Annotated in this window: 14 protein-coding genes and 1 CRISPR repeat array; of the genes, 13 read left to right on the top strand and 1 reads right to left on the bottom strand. The window is 48.7% G+C overall.

Annotation, left to right across the window (positions count from 1 at the left end):
- Window positions 1-11: 11 nt before the first annotated feature.
- From A0U42_RS09035 to A0U42_RS09000, 8 genes are all read left to right on the top strand, one after another.
- On the top strand, window positions 12-1049 hold the full coding sequence (locus tag A0U42_RS09035) for an alpha/beta hydrolase (protein ID WP_218055544.1): 1038 nt from the start codon (window positions 12-14) through the stop codon (window positions 1047-1049).
- A gap of 216 nt (window positions 1050-1265) precedes the next feature.
- Window positions 1266-2162, top strand: a complete 897-nt coding sequence (locus tag A0U42_RS09030; RefSeq protein WP_065360693.1) for an alpha/beta hydrolase — start codon at window positions 1266-1268, stop codon at window positions 2160-2162.
- Between the two features lie 53 nt (window positions 2163-2215).
- Window positions 2216-2665, top strand: coding sequence for a flavodoxin family protein (locus A0U42_RS09025; RefSeq protein ID WP_065360706.1), 450 nt, complete (start codon window positions 2216-2218; stop codon window positions 2663-2665).
- A gap of 80 nt (window positions 2666-2745) precedes the next feature.
- Entirely contained in the window at window positions 2746-3696 is a 951-nt protein-coding gene (locus A0U42_RS11725; protein WP_065360692.1) for a cupin domain-containing protein, read from the top strand.
- A gap of 327 nt (window positions 3697-4023) precedes the next feature.
- Entirely contained in the window at window positions 4024-5724 is a 1701-nt protein-coding gene (locus tag A0U42_RS09015) for a tetratricopeptide repeat protein (protein WP_065360691.1), read from the top strand.
- Window positions 5725-5866: 142 nt separating this feature from the next.
- Window positions 5867-6871, top strand: a complete 1005-nt coding sequence (locus tag A0U42_RS09010; RefSeq protein ID WP_065360690.1) for a restriction endonuclease — start codon at window positions 5867-5869, stop codon at window positions 6869-6871.
- A 583-nt stretch (window positions 6872-7454) separates the two neighbouring features.
- Window positions 7455-7841, top strand: a complete 387-nt coding sequence (locus tag A0U42_RS09005) for a hypothetical protein (protein WP_141669515.1) — start codon at window positions 7455-7457, stop codon at window positions 7839-7841.
- Between the two features lie 55 nt (window positions 7842-7896).
- A complete protein-coding gene (locus A0U42_RS09000; protein WP_255304157.1) occupies window positions 7897-8286 on the top strand; it encodes a hypothetical protein in 390 nt (129 codons plus the stop codon).
- 153 nt (window positions 8287-8439) lie between these two features.
- On the opposite strand, the gene A0U42_RS08995 is transcribed toward A0U42_RS09000, so the two are convergent.
- Window positions 8440-9141, bottom strand: coding sequence for a radical SAM protein (locus A0U42_RS08995; protein WP_065360689.1), 702 nt, complete (start codon window positions 9139-9141; stop codon window positions 8440-8442).
- Window positions 9142-9500: 359 nt separating this feature from the next.
- On the opposite strand from A0U42_RS08995, the gene A0U42_RS08990 reads away from it, so the two are divergent.
- The 5 genes from A0U42_RS08990 to cas7c all read left to right on the top strand — a co-directional run bounded on the left by A0U42_RS08990 (window position 9501) and on the right by cas7c (window position 16910).
- Window positions 9501-10106, top strand: coding sequence for a DNA-3-methyladenine glycosylase I (locus tag A0U42_RS08990; RefSeq protein WP_065360688.1), 606 nt, complete (start codon window positions 9501-9503; stop codon window positions 10104-10106).
- Window positions 10107-10737: 631 nt separating this feature from the next.
- Complete coding sequence (locus A0U42_RS08985; protein ID WP_065360687.1) at window positions 10738-13227, top strand: CRISPR-associated helicase/endonuclease Cas3; 2490 nt, start codon at window positions 10738-10740, stop codon at window positions 13225-13227.
- Between the two features lie 12 nt (window positions 13228-13239).
- The gene (gene cas5c / locus A0U42_RS08980) at window positions 13240-13956 is read left to right on the top strand and encodes a type I-C CRISPR-associated protein Cas5c (RefSeq protein ID WP_065360686.1); all 717 of its coding nucleotides are present in this window, start codon (window positions 13240-13242) and stop codon (window positions 13954-13956) included.
- The gene (cas8c, locus tag A0U42_RS08975) at window positions 13953-15998 is read left to right on the top strand and encodes a type I-C CRISPR-associated protein Cas8c/Csd1 (RefSeq protein ID WP_065360685.1); all 2046 of its coding nucleotides are present in this window, start codon (window positions 13953-13955) and stop codon (window positions 15996-15998) included. Before cas5c ends, cas8c begins: the two co-directional genes overlap by 4 nt.
- Window positions 15999-16010: 12 nt before the next feature.
- A complete protein-coding gene (cas7c, locus tag A0U42_RS08970) occupies window positions 16011-16910 on the top strand; it encodes a type I-C CRISPR-associated protein Cas7/Csd2 (protein WP_065360684.1) in 900 nt (299 codons plus the stop codon).
- 268 nt (window positions 16911-17178) lie between these two features.
- Window positions 17179-18597: a CRISPR direct-repeat array (repeat unit 32 nt; unit sequence GTCGCACCCTTCATGGGTGCGTGGATTGAAAC).
- Window positions 18598-18661 lie beyond the last annotated feature (64 nt).

The raw sequence follows: 18661 nt of genomic DNA, 5'->3' as shown, positions 1-18661 counted from the left end.
GATTGATGATTATGGGAATAAATGGAAATACAGCAGCTGCCGCTTCGCCGAATGGGAATCCCTTCGGCCTCGTCTACGGCAATGCCATTGAAAAGAATGAACCGGGCAAGGTGAATATCCGCCCTGTCGAATATGAAGTGGATGGTATCAAGGTTTCGGCCAACCTCTATTTGCCGGCCGATTACGACGAAAAGAGCGATAAGAAGTATGCAACCATTACCGTGGCGCATCCCAACGGCGGCACGAAGGAACAGGTAGCCGGCCTGTACGCCCAGCGTCTGGCTGAACTGGGCTATATCACGGTCGCTGCCGATGCTCGCTATCAGGGGGCCAGCGGCGGGACACCGCGCCTTCGCGATTACCCGTCGAATCGCATTGAAGATGTGAGCGGCATGGTCGATTACCTGTCTACGTTGAAGAAAGTCGATCGAGCTCGCATTGCCGCCCTCGGCATCTGCGGCGGCGGTGGTTATACGCTGGCAGCCGCCCAGACGGATAAGCGCATCAAGGCTGTGGCAACCTTGTCCATGTTTAACTCCGGCCGGGTACGTCGCAATGGCTTCCATGATGCCGATATCGCAGGCATTCCGGCTCGCCTTCAAAAAGCGGCCGATGCCCGGGAAAAAGAACTTTCTGGCGAAATCGTCTATGAAGGTTTCCTGCCTCCTAACGCTACCGATGACGATCTTCGGGCCAAGATGGCAGAGCTCCCGGAAAATACCCTCTATCGTGACGGCATCGAATACTATGGACTGACCCATCGCCATCCCAATGCGACGGGAAGCTACACGACGGAATCGCTCATGAAACTCATGGCCTTTGACGTCGAAGATCGGATGGATCTCATCGATCAGCCCCTGTTGATGATGGCCGGCGATAAGGCCGACACCCTCTACATGACGGAAGATGCCTTTGCCAAAGCCAGCGGTACGAATGATAAGGAATTGTTCCTCATCAAAGGCGCCAGCCATATTCGGACCTATTGGGTGCCGGAATACGTCGATGAAGCTGTCAATAAACTGGCTGATTTCTACGGGAAGCGTCTGTAAGCGTAAGCCCATACGTTGTAACCAGTTCAACTGGGGACGGAAAGCCCTGCCGGTGTCGGTTTAGGGCTTTTCGGCCTGGGGGATTACGCCTTATCATGGCGTTTGACGCTTCATTTTTTGGATATCCCTTGATAGAGGCAGTGCCTAAAAAGTGCGAAAGCCCCTCTTTGGGCGCCGTATCCGGGGATACCATGAGAAAGGAGACGATTGTTGAAGATGATTAAGAGGACAACCGGGGCCTTTTCGTTGGATTCAACCATCCGCGATGTCATACAGGATGAGGCATTTTCCGGCTTCGGACGCCTGCTGTTTCCCGTACACCGGCCCTTGCCGCCTTCGATGACGCTGCGGGATTTGGGAAAAGCCCTGATTTGGTACAGCCATGTAAAGCCGCAGCGGACGGTGAGCATCGTCAATGACCTATACGCGCGGGCGACTGCCGGCGAGACGATTTTTTACGATATCTACAGTCCGGAAGAAAAGGCGAACGATCCCGCTAAAAGGGAGACGGGGTTATTTTTCTTTCGCGGCAAGCCCAACGGGAAGACGGCGATCCTCAGCGCCGGCGGCGGATTTGCCTATGTGGCAGCCATGCAGGACAGTTTTCCTCATGCTCAGGAACTGGCGAAACGCGGCTATAACGCCTTTGCCATCATCTATCGCCCCGACGCCCAAAAAGCCTGTGAAGATTTGGCCCGGGCCATTGCCTTTATCCATGACCATGCAAGAGAACTAAATATCGATGTCAGCGATTATTCCCTCTGGGGCGGCTCGGCAGGCGCGCGGATGGCAGCCTGGGTCGGTACCTATGGGACGGGAGCCTTTGGCGAAAGACCATACCCTCAGCCGGCGGCGGTCATCATGGAGTATACTGGCCTGTCGGACGTCATCGGGAATGAGCCGCCTACGTATAACTGCGTCGGGACGGCCGACGGCATTGCCTGGTATGGCACCATGAAACGACGGATCGAAGGCATTCGGGCCCATGGAACCGATGCCGACATCGAAATTTTCCCGGGGCTGCCTCATGGCTTTGGCCTCGGCGAAGGGACCGTTGCCGAAGGATGGATCCATCGAGCCGTCTCTTTTTGGCAGCGGCAAATGAAAGATTGAAAGATTATTTTATGATTTGGATGACAGCCTTTGGCTGTCAGAAAGGAAGCATTATGAGTATTTTATTTATCAACGGAAGCCCCAATAAAAATGGAAATACGGCCAAGATGGCTGGGGAACTCCTTAAAAATCAGACCTATGAAACGCTGAACCTCGTCGATTACCGGATCAATGCCTATGGACAGGACCTGCCCGGAGACCAGTTGGACGCCGTTCTTGAAAAGATTGAACAGGCCGATGTCCTCGTCGTCGGATCGCCGGTGTACTGGCATAATATCTGCGGCTCCGTACGAAATGTACTGGACCGGTTTTACGGGAAGGTTTCCCAAGGCAGCTTATCCGGTAAAAAACTCTTCTTCATCTTCCAGGGAGCTGCGCCGGAAACGTGGATGCTCGAAGCGGGCGAGTTCACGATGAAACGTTTTGCCGCCTTATACGGCCTGACTTATGTGGGCATGGCCAAAAACGCGAAAGAAGCGGGGGACCTGGCCGCTTCCTTATAAGTTAGAAAGAATCCTGTCGGGCAGGTGTGCCTAAGAAGGCGGGAGAAAAGAGACTGTTATTCAAAAAGAGGTGAAGAGAGATGGTAAGATGGATTTTGTTTTTTATGGTGATGCTGTCGTCTCTGTTGCCGGTTATGACCATCGATGCGGCTGAACCGCAAAAGATGCCTTTTCCCGTGGGGAAGGATATTTCTGACCGCTTTGTCGGGACTGTTCATCGGAATGATTTAATCGAGGCTGATGATGTCTATCAGGTTCCTCAGACCAATGTCATTACTTTCGAGCCGGGAAGCTACAGCGGCTGGCATGCCCATGGGGCTATGACCGTCATCGGTGTTGCCGGTAAGGGCATTTATCAGGAATGGGGAAAAGATGCCGTTCGTATCAACCCCGGTGACGTCGTCGAGATTCCCGCCGGTGTCAGCCATTTTCACGGCGCGGTTAAAGACTCGGCCTTTCAGCAAATCGTCATTTACGATAAGAACTGGCAGGCTCCGAAGGATGCCGCGGCCGTCCATACGGGACCGCTGAGCCCTGAGGAATATGAAAATATCCATTTTTCCGATACGGGCAAGACGAAGGCTGCCGAAAAAAGAGATGACGCCTTTCTGTTCTCTTATTCACCGGAACCGTATCCATCGCCGAATTTCAATCACCCCGTCTATTTGGGGAAGGTACTGACAAAGCCGAACGCTGCGGGTTCTCCGGAATGGACGTATGTCGTCTTTCCCAAAGGAACCTATAACCGTTGGCATAGCCATAAGACCGGGCAAATCTTGATCGCCGCCGACGGTGTGGGCTACCATCAAATACAGGGCGGCAAAATAGAAGTCCTCCATCCCGGAGACGTCGTTTATTGCCCGCCAGGCGTCGTCCATTGGCACGGCGCTGCCCCAAACAGCACCTTTGCCCACATTGCCATCAGCCCACACGATAACCATGATGTGACCTGGTACGATTTCCCGACGGCAGAATATGAATCACTTTCCGGCGTATCCGATAAGACAACCGTCGAAAACGGTGCGGCTTAAATCAAGATAGATAACAGCCGAATCCGGCTATGAATGAAACCTAGCCTATTGCCATTTCTAAAGGGCGGCTGGAGCGTAAAAGGGAACTTGCCTTTTGTGAACCGACCCCTTAAAGTTGGACCTAAAAATCTAACTTTAGGAGGTCGGTTTTTCAATGGGCGAGTCTTTTTTGTTGTATAGGATAGGTTTGACTGGGCAACGGGAAAATTTTGTATAAGGCCAACATCATTATTGCGGACGATGACATATTCTGTCATGACTGTGCGGTATAATAGGAATTACAGTACCGATGAAAATTCGACATCACACTATTGGGAGGTAAGGGAGATGACGGTATCGAGATTTCGTTTTTTGGAGCAGGATTTTCCTCAATTGTATGATCTCTGCGTCTGGGCCGAGGCGGCTTCCGAGGCTAAGGAGGTCATGGAGGAGATGCGCCGGGCCATGAGATGGATGATTCGTGATTTAGGGACTCATTATATGAATTTGTTTGAGGGCATCAATGAATTAGAAGGACGCCAGCTCTTCAATCAAGCCTTAAGCCGGCAGTTCCATGACCTTCGCCGTATGATCGAGTCCTATGGCTGGGAGACGGCGGACCGGCAGCCGTGTTTGGATAGTTTATTGATCCTGACTGTAGCCTATGGGCTGAAAAAGGGAAAATCGTACAGGACGGAAGACTTTTTGCCCGCTGATGTTCCCGCCGTGAGCCGCTATTTGACTCAAGGCGGAAGACTGTCCGGGGACACCGAAAAAGAGGTACAGCAGGTGCAGCCCCTGTCCCGTCGGGTCTTTGAAACGCCGAGTGCCTTCCGACAGCGGATAACGGCTATGGAGCCCGTGTATATTGGCTGTGCTATTCTTGATCCCAGTAAAGGCGACGGGTATACGGACAGCTGTTTTTTGAGGTACCATATCGATCATAATCCGGATATCCGATTTTCGCCTGTCCAAGCTTTTTACGTGACCGGCGTGACCGATGACACGGTCATCGACGGGGAGTTGGTGGCAAAGTTAAGGATCCATGAGGATGAGGTCTGTTGTGATTACAGCCGGGTTTATTTGAAGCATGGCGACGAGTTAATCGCCGTACAGTCCATCTGTTGGGAGAAATTCTGCTATGAAACGGAGGAAGCCTATGATGAAAGGATCAGCCGCATGCCCTTCCTGCCCTTTGGTAGGGTGACGGCGGTACTTGCAGACTATGATGCCGAGGCAGAGCGGGTGCCATTTTTTATTCGGCCCTTTTGCTTTTGTGCAAAAGATGATTATGCAGAAACGATCTTGAAAAATGTAGGATTGACCAAGACCGGGGTTGTCAATTCTCGGGTTCATCTTCCCTGTAACCGTGATATGGTAAATAAGATTTCTCGTTCGCCAAAGCAGCTCACCCTTTTTTTGAAGTTCCATACGGTCGAGGTGGTTGCTGAATTTGTAGTGTGGCGAGACGATGTCGGGGAGGTTTTCCACAGCGCGTATAAGAATCAGCAGGACTGGGGCGGTGCAATATGGCATCAGAAATGGTATCGGGAAGCCGTTGAACTGGGAGATCCCATGGCACAATACAATTTGGGAGGAGAAGCATCATGGGATGGAGATGAGTATCAGGCCTTTTTATGGTTCCAAAAATCAGCCGACCAAGGCCATGCCAGTGCGCAGTATCAGTTAGGGGACTGCTATTATGAAGGAAGAGGCGTCGCACAAGATTACAGCAAAGCCGCAGCGTGGTACCAAAAAGCAGCTGATCAAGGAGATGACGATGCACAGTGTGATTTAGGAAGGTGCTATTACTTTGGCAATGGTGTTGAACAAGATTATCGAAAAGCTATAGAATGGTTTCGAAAAGCAGCGAATCGGGAAAATGGCAGTGCCGAAGCCATGTGCTATTTGGGAAACTGTTATCGTTACGGTAACGGCGTTGAACCAAATCGTGAACAAGCCATAAAATGGTATAAAAAAGCGGCTATGGACAGCGAGTTCGATGAGGACTTGCAGGAAATTGTCCGGCAGGCCTTAGCAGAAATGTAACTTTTGGGTGTGAAAAGGCCATAAGGCATCGGATTGTGATGAAGGTACCTTTTTTGAGGGACTTTGCTGCCTCATTCGTGATATAATTAAATTTAAGTTGAAAATGCATTATTCAAAACACGATATAAGGCGGTATAAGGATATGTCTCACGAAGAAAAAAGGGTATGGGGTATCCATACAACGGATGATAATTTATTTTTGCAGCGCCATGTCATTGCCATTGGTTGGGAGGATATGGGTGATTTGAGTCAGCTCGAAGCCAATCGCGATGCTTTCAAGGAAAAGTACGCAGCCGTTTATCCCGATGCCCGGAAGGGCAGGATTTCAACCCATGCCGGTATGCTCTATCGATTTGTCCACGAGGTCGGAATCGGCGATTACGTGGTATTCCCGTCCAAAATCGATCGCCGGATTAATATCGGCATCATTGAAGGGGAATATGAGTTTCATCCGGGCGATGCATCGTATGGTCAGCAGCGCAAGGTGAAATGGTTGAAGCATCTTCCCCGGACTTCCTTCTCTCAAGGTGCGCTGTATGAAATCGGTTCAGCTCTGACCTTCTTTTTGGTGAAAAATTATGCCGACGAGTATCTTTCTGCCCTTGATAAGGGATTCGAGAAACACACGGAAGCCATCGGGGATGAGGAAGATGACAGTGTGGGGGCTACGGCAGCGGATATTGTAGAGGCGACGAGAGATTTCATTTTGAAGGAATTGAGCAAGCATCTCAAAGGATATGGTTTAGAGGACTTTGTGGCCGACCTCTTACGGGCCATGGGGTATCGTACCATCGTGTCGGCCCATGGCGGAGACAGCGGAATCGACATTACGGCTTATAAAGATGAGCTGCCGCCTCGTATTCTGGTGCAGGTCAAAAGCCAGGACGGCGACATAAGGGAAGCGGCCATCCAATCTTTGAAAGGTGCCATGCGGGAAGGGGACTACGGCCTGTTTGTCACCTTATCCAACTATACCCGGAATGCTCAAAAGTATCTGGCCAATACGCCCATCATTCGCGGCATCAATGGAAACGAGCTGGTCGATTTGATCTTGAAATACTATCCGGATTTGAGTGAAAAGTATCAACAGATGATTCCTTTAAAGCGTGTCTATATCCCCGTTGTAAAAGAAGATTCTCAGCCATAGGCGAACTCCTTTCAATCATAAAAGAAAAAGACATATCGAACCCTTTTTGGCCCTTGGCAGAAGCTGAGCTAAAAGAAAGGCGCGATATGTCTTTTTGTGCTGCAAATCCGGTGAGGCAGAAGGGGTTTTATGGCAATGATTCCGCTGCCGATGGCACATCGTGGATACGGGTGCCGGCATCGGCCGTCGGGAGCATAGAGTGAGCATCTTTTTTGTATAAAACAGTATAACAAAGTTGCCTTTATTTTGTTATAATGGAAATAGCTATAAATCGCAGGTATAGTCAGATGACTAAAAAATAGAGAATTCATTGTGACCGGAACGGACGCTGAAAGGGGGAAAACGTCGGCAGTACAGGGCCTTTTGAACATGAATTCTATGAATAGAGACAATTTTTGTCACGATGGCTTTGTATAATAGGAATTATAAAGAATCACATGGAGGGTGTTTTTCGTATTTGCTACCAGTCAGATGGCTACTCAATTAGTTGTTCTGTCGTTCGATACTCTCTATCATGACGAGTACTGCGATGGCCTATTGTTATGAGGATAGGTCGTTATTTTTCGTAAAGGGGATGAAGCGGGTGAGAAAGTTGGCTAAGGCATTGGCAGTCTTTTTGTTGATATATCTGATCCTGTATGGCTGCGCCGGTCCTTCGAAGGCTGCCGACGTTTGGGTCGATCATTGGGCTTCGGAAAATGTGGATTTGTATGTCATGGATGATATCTTAGCCTCCGGAACCGACTCACAGGGACCGTGGTTTGCCGTAGCTGTCAAACGGGTTCAAAATGGCAAGTTGGATAAAGTGGTGACTTGGCGGTTCTTTAAGGCCGATACGGTGTGGCAATATTACACGAGCACCATGGCCGGCAGCCGTCGTACGGGCGTCCTGGTGCCTAACAAAATCTTTGAATATGGGATGAAGCAGTTGGGATGGTCCTATTCGAGTGATGGCACGCATTATTACTAAGGCGCTGCTATGTGTATGATTGACAGGCTGTTCTATTCACAAAGGAGATGAGGTCGTGAAACGGTTGTGGAAGACGTTATTGATTTGTTGTGTGGGATGTATGTGCTTCTTTGCCAGCACCGGTTCTGCCGGGGCTACTGACGTTTGGGTCAACCATATGGCATCGGAGAATGTAGACGTCTATGTCATGGATGATACCTTAACCTATGGGACGAGTGCGACCGGGAAGTGGTTTTCTGTCTCTGTAAAGCGGGTTCAAAACGGCAGGTTGGATCAAGTGATGACTTGGCGTTTTTCTCAGTACAAGAGCGATATGTGGCGGTATCGGACTAATACCATGTCTGGGAGTCAGACGAGTATCCTCATGGCGCCGAATAAGATTTTTGAATATGGCATGAATCGGTTAGGCTGGTCCTATAGCCTCAACGGGACGTATTATTATTAAGCATCTATTGTCTGATTCGTTGCCAGAAAAAGGAATTGAAACAATTATTCTAAATCGAGGATGAAAGCCGCGGGTCTGTGGACTTGCGGCTTTTCTTTTGGGGTGACTGACCTTGCAGGGCGGTTCGCTAAGGGCGTCTGAGCTTCACCGAAATCAGACGTTCAAAGGTTCTTGCAGAAAACGCGTAATCTCTTCGAGCCTTTCCGGAGAGATGGCCAACACTTTATCGAAGGGAGGCTCCAAGGTGACGACGTGAAGTTCGTTGGGCGTTATGGATTGGACTGCCTTGTGGAAAATTTCGAGAGAGTCCGCATCGTCACTGTAGCCTTTGACGATGGTGATCTCCAGATGGAAGCGGCCGCTGTAGTTTTTTCGGAATCGGACCATGTTGTTTATGTGCTGATGAAGGGTGTAGCCCGGAAGGGGGCGCTGTGCCTTTTGGAAGGCTGCTTCGTGAGCCATTTTCAGTTCGCCAATGACTTCTTCACAGTGACCGGCCAGTCTGGCGTATTCCGGATTTCCATAGAGGTAGCCGTTGGAGAGGAGGCGTACGGGAATTCCGGCTTCGTGGATGGTATGGATAATCTGTTCGAGTTCCGGAAGCAGCAGGGCTTCTCCCAGGGCGTTGATAAATACGAGATCGGGCTGTACTTTTTGAAGGCGCTGCCGCAAGTCAGCGATGGCCGGGGCCATGTCGTCCAAATGGACGGCTTCTTCGGTTTGTATGTGGGTTAACTTTCGGCTGACCGGGCAGAAGATGCAGTTGAAGTTGCAGTATTTGTCGGGGAAAAGATTGACCTCTAAGATCGTTTTTCCATTTTCTTCATAAGGTTCCTTGTAAAAGAATGTATCCATCGTTTTTCCTCCTAACATGAAAAAGGCGCCGCGTCCTCATCTGCTAAGACCTAACGATGAGGAACACGGCGCACTCTGACTACTCGGCAGCAGTCAGTACCATTACATATGAAGTTGAACTGATTATAGCAAAACTTTGGGAAAGAATCAATGGGAAATTCTCTTTCGAGGGCTCATCCCTTATCGGTAGCGAGGAACTTCCTTCGATGGTATAATATAGGATATGGAAACATGTGTTTGCTAACGGGTTCGTCAGGGCTGCCGCCTCTGTTTCAAGGACTATCATGGCTCTAAGCCTTTGATTTGATGGGGACCGAGAAGAGAGGGCTGCCTTTCGGGCTAAGAAAGGGGAGAAAAAGATGGGATATTGTGAATGGGCCAATACGGATCCGCTCAATACGACGTATCATGACAACGAATGGGGCGTTCCCGTTCACGATGATCGGCAGATGTTCGAGCATTTGACCTTGGAAAACCTGCAGTGCGGCCTCAGTTGGCTGATCGTTTTGCGCAAGCGGGATATTTTCCGGCAGTGTTTCGACAACTTTGATTACGATAAGGTGGCAGCTTACGACGACGCCGATGTGGAACGCATCATAAATACCGACGGCATGATCCGCTCGCCCCGGAAGATACAGGCTGTCATCAACAATGCCCGCTGCTGTCAAAAACTGCGCGACGAATTCGGAAGCTTGTGCGACTACTTCTGGAGCTTCACCGGCGGAAAAACGATTCTCTATCAAGGCCATGCCAAGGGAGCGATTCCGGTCCGCAACGGCTTGTCGGAACGAATCAGCAAAGATATGAAGAAGCGCGGTTTTAAGTATGTCGGCGGTGTCACTATTTACTCCCACCTCCAAGCCTGCGGCGTCATTAACGACCACGATGCCACTTGCCCGCGCCGCCAGATCATCATCGACAGCCATCCGACGGTGACGAAACGAAAAGATAACGAAGTCTATTGAAGGATAGAGACGCCGTGAGTTTAGAGGACTGACGGCGTTTTTGCGTATGGCCTTGTTTCCCGAGACGGTACTCCATACTATTTTATGATTTGAACCGGGACCTTCTGAGAAATCATAAAGAGTGTATCAACATCAATCGTGCCGTCGACAGGAATCGACTGACTCACACGATTAGAACGTCAGCGTCCTGTGAGGCGGAGCCTTTCGAGATAAGGGGGCGTGGCTGTATTTTGAGCCATCTCTTTAATAGGGATACGGCCTGTAGAAGCGTCATTAAATCTTTTTTTAAAAAAATAGTTCATATAAGTTGTAGTTAAAATAAAATCGTGCTATAATGAGCCTAAAGGATACATGACATGTCGATTTATTCTTATCGAAGGCAACGTCGTGAACCGGACGTTAGCTTTCGTGTCATTCATTGGAAATGCTTGAGAAAAGGAGAGGATGTCCGGGGAGAATTTTTATCTAACTTCAATGCATATACTTTGTGAAGATTATTACATAGTGGTATAATGAGTTTAAAAGATACCTATATGTCAAGATTTTCTTGTCAGGAGTAGCATCGTGAACCAGTCTAGGCTTGCAGCTTACAGTCATGGACTGGCCTGACGACGTATCGATAGGAGATTATATGGAAAAAATTATTGCCCATTTTCGAAAAGATGAGAATGGTCGGATTGTGGTGCAGCCCCTTCGGGATCACTTGGTGAACGTTGCCGAGAAGATGGAAGCGGCGGCGACACCTTGGGGATTGGGCGCCTTGGCGAAATTGACCGGCCTTTTGCATGATTTTTCTAAGAGTCGAAGTCAGTCTATCGGAAACTGTAAGTCCTTTCAGGAGTATATGCGAGACATCATTGACGATTCCGAAAGGGCCGCCAGCTATCGTGGTAAAATTGATCATTCGACTGGGGGAGCCCAATTTTTATCGGAGCGTTATAGAGGTGTCAACCCGGGCAGCAATAGAAGACGGACCATTGCTTTAGCGGGATTGGCGGTCATGTCTCATCATAGTGGATTGGAGAATTTCTTGAGCGAGTACGGCGAATCGGATTATGTAAGGCGTCTGTATAAAAAAGATGTCAAAACAGAGGATGGAGAGGAAGAAGCTTACTTTTTTGAATCCGTCATAGCACAGCCCGATTTAGATGATTTATTTAATCAAGCCTGCAAGGAAGTCAAAGCTCTTGATGCTCGCATTTATAAGGCCCGTCAGACTGGAAGCAAAGACAGTCTGACACACTATTGGACTTATTGGTTTTACTGGGGCATGGTCGAAAGGCTGCTCTTTAGTTGGCTTGTGGATGCTGATCGATTGGATTCGGCAGAGTTTGAAGGGAGCTCCTCTTTGACCCGGGATTGGGATTGTGATAAGCTTTGGAATCTCCTTTCTAGGAAATTGGAAGATAAGCTTCACTCCTTTGCCCTGCCGGCAGAGGGTAAGGCCAGGGCCATTGCCTTGGAACGGCAAAAAATCAGTGATGCCTGCCAACACTTTGGAACGGAGAAACCGGGCATCTACTCCTTGTCAGTACCGACGGGGAGCGGGAAAACGTTGGCCAGTATGCGTTTTGCCCTGGCTCAGGCCAAAAAGTACCATAAAAAGCGTATCATCGTCGTCATTCCTTATACGTCGATCATCGATCAGAATGCCAAGGAAATCCGCGACGTATTCCAATTTGATGAGGCCGTGTTGGAGCACCATTCCAACGTATTGCCCAAGGAAGACATGAGTGAGGAAGAGCGGGAATGGCGGAAGTTATTGACCGAACGCTGGGATACACCGGTTATTTTTACGACCCAGGTACATTTCCTCGATACCTTGTTCGATGGCAGCTGCCAATCTGCCCGTCGACTGCAGGCCTTGGCCGACAGCATCATTATCTTTGATGAAATTCAGACGATTCCAATTAAATGTACCTATATCTTTAATATGGCCATGAATTTTCTAAAGAATTTTGCCGGCGTTACGGCCGTTCTCTGCACTGCGACGCAGCCTCAATTGGATACATTGCCTATTCCTATTCATGCTGATGGGGAAATGATTAGTGATTTAAAATCTACTTTTGAGGCTTTTCAGCGAGTGCGATTCGAGTATTTGAAAGATGAACTGTATACGGCGGAAACGCTGGCACCCTTGCTGCTTCAAGATGCGAGGGAGCGGGGCAGTGTCCTCTGTATCGTCAATCTGACCCGTCAGGCGCGAACGATTTATCAGGCGTTACAAAACCTGATCGAAGAACGTCAGGACGACGTCGACATCATTCATTTGAGTACCAAGATGTGCCCGGCCCATCGAAAGCATGAAATCGATCGCATGAAGGAGGCCTTGCTTGCCATTCATAACGGGAAGTCGAAGCGCAAGCTCATCTGTATCTCAACGCAGCTGATTGAAGCCGGCGTCGACGTGTCCTTCACGACAGTCTATCGCGCTTTGGCGGGCTTTGATTCCATAGCTCAAGCGGCAGGTCGCTGCAACCGCCACGGTGAAATGGAATATGGACTGGTCAAGGTTTTCCAACTGGAAGGGGAGAAATTAGATAAGCTGCCCGATATCCAAATTGGGGTCAAAATGGCCAAAGACTTGCTCCATACAGTTGATATTCAAGATATTCTTCAACCTGAAAATCTGGTTCGTTATTTTAAAAAATATTATGGTGATCACGGGGAAGGTAATAAATCTTACAAATTACCACCCAAAAACATTACGGTATTGGATCTCCTTTCGGGAAATGATGCCGGTTGTGGGGTCTGTGGAGGGCCAGATAAGATACCCGGGGGCGAAGAAATACTTTGCGACAGGCAGGCTTTTAGGGACGTCAGTAAAGCTTTTTGTGTCATCGACTCGGCAACCATCGGTATTGTCGTACCTTATGGAAAGGGGGCTGATTTAATTACAGCCTTGAACGGTGAGGTTGAGAATCCTGAAGAGCTCTTGGCCTTACTGAAGCAGGCTCAGCAGTATACGGTCAATGCTTTTTCCTATGAAGTGGAGCAGCTTCAGCGAATGGGCGCTATTTTCCAAACACTGCAAGGCCCGCTGGCTTTGAAAGAAGCGTATTATGATTCAGCCACCGGTCTTAAGTTGGAAGAACAGTCCAATCCACTTTGTATGAGTTAAGGAGGGGATATTTTGCGAAATGAAATAACCTTTAAAGTGTACGGCAGGATGGCGTTATTTTCCGATCCCATTACCCGCATGGGCGGTGAAAAAGCCTCCTATGCCGTGCCGACGTATCAGGCCTTGAAAGGCATCGTGGAAAGCGTGTATTGGAAACCCACGATTTACTGGGTCATCGATGAGATGCGGGTCATGAAGGAAATACGCACTCAGTCTCGGGGGATAAAACCCCTCGTTTATGGCGGCGGCAATGAACTCTCGATTTATAAGTATCTGAGCGATGTGTGCTATGAAGTGAAGGCTCATTTCGAGTTCAATCTTCATCGGCCGGATCTTGCCTGCGACCGCAATGAAAATAAGCACCACAACATTGCCGAACGGATGGTCGAACGAGGCGGACGCCGCGATATTTTCTTAGGCACGCGGGAATGCCAGGGCTATGTAGAGCCTGTTGCCTATGGTGAAGCTCCCGGTTTTTACGATAATACCCCGGCCATTCCCTTAGGTACGATGTTCCATGGCTTTAACTATCCCGATGAAACAGGGCGGGATATGCTGCAGGTCCGGCTCTGGCAGCCGGTCATGGAGCACGGAATCGTTCGATTCATCCGGCCTGAAGCCTGTACTCTTGTGCGGGATATCCGTAAAGGGAAGGCCAAAGTCTTTACACCGGACGATATCTGCCTTGTTGAACGGGAAGCCGCCGGGCTGGAAGGAGAACGCTTATGAGCTGGATTTCACAGTTAGTTAAAACGTATGATATCCATGATGACTTGGTGGGTAAAAGGGATATCGAGGGGAGTAAGGCTGTTTTAATGCCAATCTGTCATGCCGTACAGCAGGCCCAAATCGAATTGACTATCGACGGTGAGGGCAACTTTAGTCATGCCAGGGCTCTTCCCAAGGCAGAGCAGTCAACCCTCCTTCCTTGTACGCCGGCTTCGGAGATTAGGACGTCGAACTTGGCGCCTCATCCGCTGCATGATAAATTAATCTACATTGCTCGTGACTGTGACTTATATCGAGAAGAACGGGATAAAGAAGGAAGAAGCCCTTACTCGCTCTATGTGGAACTACTGGGGAAATGGGTTCAATCGCCTTATAGTACCCCTAAGGTAGAAGCGGTCTATAAATACGTTACTCAGCATGATATCATCGATGACCTGTGCAGGGACAATCCGCCCGTCCTCTATCGCGATGAAGATGGCAAGATTATGCAAAAATGGCCTTATAAAGATCAGGAAAAACCACTGATTTTTTCGGTAATAGTCGATGATATTTTTAAATCCGTAGTCCGTTTTCGGGTCATTGACGTTCCCGGTGATAATGAACCGGATTTATGGAAGGATCAGGAATTACAGCGGCAATATATAGCCTTTTTTGAGCATGAATTTTCTAAAGATTTGGAGCTTTGTTATGCAACAGGGAAAATGATGCGTCCTGCTGGCAAACAAGGCAAGGGAATTCGGTTTTCTGGGGATGGGGCTAAGCTCATTTCGTCCAATGATAATCAATGGTTTACCTTCCGCGGCCGTTTTGAAAACGCGCATGAATGTTTGTCTCTCGGCCATGAAACCTTGCAAAAAGCTACTAATGCCTTGGCATGGCTTATTCGTAACCAAGGACATAATTGTGATGGCCGCGTCTTTTTAGCTTGGAGTTCATCCATGCCTATTCCCAGCGTTCTTTCTGATACGGAGGAGGTTATCGCCGCGGAAGAAAGCTTTGCGGATCTACTGAGTGCTCCTCCAGAAATGACTCGTCCGCAAACTCAGGAAGAATGGGAAGTGAGCTTTGATAAGGCCATTAAAGGTTATTCTCATGTTTTTAAACAAGATCCGGCTGCCAAGGCCAATGTCATGGTCCTCGATGCGGCGACACTGGGGCGGCTGTCGATTTGTTACTATGATGAGTTTTCCGGGATGGATTTCATTAATCGAATTGAAAAATGGCATGAATCGGGCTTTTGGATTCAGCATAAAGATGATCCCGCCCGTAAAGGAAACAAACAGCGTGATAAAAAAGTAGACCGTAGATACCATAGAACGGCACCAAAATATGTTGGCGTACCATCGCCACTCAACATTATCAAGGCCTGTTATGGAGAAAACGTTAATAGCAGTAAAAAGAAAATGGAGATTGAGCGCATCTTCTACTGCATCGTACAAGGGCGACCGTTGCCGTTCGATATCGAGCGGTGTGTTGTCCAACGTGTCGTTACTAGAGCTAATAAAGCGTTAGGAGATAACTATTTTTATTGGCGGCAGCAGATTGTAGAGCCTGCATGCACCGTTATTTGCAATCGATGGAATCAAACCCATCCAAAGGAGGTATATGAAGTGGCACTTGATGAAACGAATCGAAATCGGGATTATTTGTTTGGGAGACTGTTGGCCGTAGCTGATCAGATAGAACGGTCGACTTTTAAGGGGAAGGACCAGTATTCGCGGCTTACGAATGCGATGAAGTATATGGAAGTCTTTTCCATGAGGCCGGCGAAGACGTGGATGACCATTCACAATCGCCTGCTTCCATACATGCAAAAACAGAAAGAAAAATATGGTACGAAAGAACTTGATCTGCTGGCCCGGATAACGGATCTTTTTCAAGAAGAAGAGTTTGTCTCTGACGCACCCTTAGGAAGTCGATTCTTGTTGGGATTCTATAGTCAACAAGTTGTTATCCAACAGGAAAGTCAAGCTTATACAGACTCAAAAAATAGTCAATCTGGGGAATCAGATTCAGATAATCAATCCGATGAAGAGGAATAGGGAGGAATTATAATGACGACATTAGCGAACAAGATTGATTTTATCGGCCTCATTACTGTAGATCATGCCAATCCCAACGGGGATCCTTTGAACGGCAACCAGCCGCGCAGCGATTACGACGGCTACGGCGAAATTTCTGACGTCTGCATTAAGCGCAAGATTCGCAACCGCCTGCAGGACATGGGCGAACGGATTTTGGTTCAGTCCAACGAACGCTGTGACGATGGCTGTGACAGTATTCGGTCGAGAGTCGACAGCGAAGAATCTATGAAAAAGCTCTTGGAGATGAAAGACAAAGATGCCGGACGGAATAAAATGATTGCTGAAGAAGCATGCAAAATTTGGACCGATGTCCGTGCTTTCGGTCAGGTATTTGCACTGAAAAAAGGAAAGGGCATTGATGCGGTTTCCGTCGGCGTACGCGGACCTGTGTCGATTCATACAGCAGTCAGTCTGAATCCGGTCATCATTACCAGCATGCAGATCACGAAAAGCGTTAACACTGAACCGGGAGATACAAAAGGTTCCGATACGATGGGGATGAAGCATCGCGTCGACTTCGGCGTCTATAAAGTCGTCGGCAGCATCAACGTCCAGTTGGCTGAAAAAACGGGCTTTAGTGAAGACGATGCGGAAAAGGTAAAAGAAGCCTTGGTCACCTTATTTGAAAACGATGCTTCCTCAGCTCGTCCGGAAGGCAGTATTGAAATGACGAAATTCTATTGGGTACGCCATAATAATAAAACGGGCAATGCCTCGTCAGCTCGCGTCCATCATAGTATCACGGCTAACTTGAAAGAAGGCGTTACGGCTCCCCATACCTTTGAAGACTACGTCATCGATGACAGCGCCTTGAAAAATATCGAAGGCATCAACATTGAAGTCTATCAGGAAGGTGAAAAAATCCAGTAAGGGATTCTGGAGAGAAAACGGGGATTTTGACCATGGTCGGCTAATATGACGTCACATATAACCCTATGACGAAACTCGTGTATCGGAACCGGAGAAAGGCACAGATTGACAGTGCGAAGATATAGTGAACATCGTATTAGCCGCCAAAAATCTCGATTACGATAGAAAAAAATTGATTAAATCCCTAATTTAGTAAGAACAAACTGTATCAGTGGGGAAATATCCCCATCGATACGCGCAAAAGAGACTATAAAAACGTCCTTTTGCTGTCGCACCCTTCATGGGTGCGTGGATTGAAACGTGCTTGATGTAATAGTTGTGGTTATAACTACACCGTCGCACCCTTCATGGGTGCGTGGATTGAAACGCTTGTGTCTGGGCTTTTCGCTCTACGATGTTACGTCGCACCCTTCATGGGTGCGTGGATTGAAACGTAAACATGGTCGCTCATAGTTTTGAGAAGAGTGTCGCACCCTTCATGGGTGCGTGGATTGAAACAGCCTTAAACCAACTCAAAAAGAATTTTTGAAGGCGTCGCACCCTTCATGGGTGCGTGGATTGAAACAATCAGCAGTCGATGATATAAAAGCTGAAAATGAAGGTCGCACCCTTCATGGGTGCGTGGATTGAAACTTTCGTACTTTTTTCAGGATCGCCGTCGGCAAAAGTCGCACCCTTCATGGGTGCGTGGATTGAAACACTTGATGACTCTATTCCGGCTGCCAGCATACAGTCGCACCCTTCATGGGTGCGTGGATTGAAACACGGCGGTCCACAGGGATTTCCTGCAAGAGGTAAGTCGCACCCTTCATGGGTGCGTGGATTGAAACATCACGCGTACGGAAGAGGCCGAGCGGTCCATCGTCGCACCCTTCATGGGTGCGTGGATTGAAACCCCACCTTCTGCATGGTGTCCAAACAATCCAGTAGTCGCACCCTTCATGGGTGCGTGGATTGAAACACCACCCCTGTTGATATGCAAGATGAATCGCAACGTCGCACCCTTCATGGGTGCGTGGATTGAAACTACCGGCAACCCGGCGAAGCGATTACCATGGACCAAGTCGCACCCTTCATGGGTGCGTGGATTGAAACATAATGTACGCGATGGTATAATAGGGCGGCATTGGTCGCACCCTTCATGGGTGCGTGGATTGAAACCCGCCAGCGGCTTCCGGGTCGAGTGTAAGAGTAGTCGCACCCTTCATGGGTGCGTGGATTGAAACATTAACCGCAATACTACCATCCTGCCGCGTATTAGTCGCACCCTTCATGGGTGCGTGGATTGAAACATTGGACATTGAACCGCTCCGCGAGGCGAACGGAGGTCGCACCCTTCATGGGTGCGTGGATTGAAACGTGCCGGCCGCAAGCTTAACGATGATCGGCTGGCGTCGCACCCTTCATGGGTGCGTGGATTGAAACGCCCGTGTAGCGTCAAGAAGAATTTGCGAGAAGAGTCGCACCCTTCATGGGTGCGTGGATTGAAACTCAGACGTTATCTACAATGCCACCGTATTATACCGTCGCACCCTTCATGGGTGCGTGGATTGAAACATGACTGATGATGATATAATAGTTATGTAGCAAGTCGCACCCTTCATGGGTGCGTGGATTGAAACTCGAATAATTTGCTCATTCAGCTTTATCGGCTCGTTGCACCCTCCATGGTTGCGTGAATCGAAACTGGCAAAAAGAATGCCCTCTCTACATTGATATGCTCCCCTTTAGGTCTGTCTCTTATACACATC

The sequence above is a fragment of the Megasphaera sp. DISK 18 genome, from assembly GCF_001682955.1.
In the GTDB taxonomy this organism is placed as follows: Bacteria; Bacillota; Negativicutes; order Veillonellales; family Megasphaeraceae; genus Megasphaera; species Megasphaera massiliensis.
The sequence above is the reverse complement of the archived record's forward strand: the minus strand, read 5'-3'. Positions and strand labels throughout refer to the sequence as shown.

Bases quoted from the DNA above. Each gene is read 5' to 3' on its own strand.
- A0U42_RS09035 (WP_218055544.1), top strand. From the start codon at position 12: ATGGGAATAAATGGAAATACAGCAGCTGCCGCTTCGCCGAATGGGAAT.
- A0U42_RS08985 (WP_065360687.1), top strand. From the start codon at position 10,738: ATGGAAAAAATTATTGCCCATTTTCGAAAAGATGAGAATGGTCGGATT.
- A0U42_RS08990 (WP_065360688.1), top strand. From the start codon at position 9,501: ATGGGATATTGTGAATGGGCCAATACGGATCCGCTCAATACGACGTAT.
- A0U42_RS09015 (WP_065360691.1), top strand. From the start codon at position 4,024: ATGACGGTATCGAGATTTCGTTTTTTGGAGCAGGATTTTCCTCAATTG.
- A0U42_RS09030 (WP_065360693.1), top strand. From the start codon at position 1,266: ATGATTAAGAGGACAACCGGGGCCTTTTCGTTGGATTCAACCATCCGC.
- A0U42_RS11725 (WP_065360692.1), top strand. From the start codon at position 2,746: ATGGTAAGATGGATTTTGTTTTTTATGGTGATGCTGTCGTCTCTGTTG.
- A0U42_RS09025 (WP_065360706.1), top strand. From the start codon at position 2,216: ATGAGTATTTTATTTATCAACGGAAGCCCCAATAAAAATGGAAATACG.
- A0U42_RS08995 (WP_065360689.1), bottom strand. From the start codon at position 9,141: ATGGATACATTCTTTTACAAGGAACCTTATGAAGAAAATGGAAAAACG.
- cas7c (WP_065360684.1), top strand. From the start codon at position 16,011: ATGACGACATTAGCGAACAAGATTGATTTTATCGGCCTCATTACTGTA.
- A0U42_RS09010 (WP_065360690.1), top strand. From the start codon at position 5,867: ATGTCTCACGAAGAAAAAAGGGTATGGGGTATCCATACAACGGATGAT.
- cas8c (WP_065360685.1), top strand. From the start codon at position 13,953: ATGAGCTGGATTTCACAGTTAGTTAAAACGTATGATATCCATGATGAC.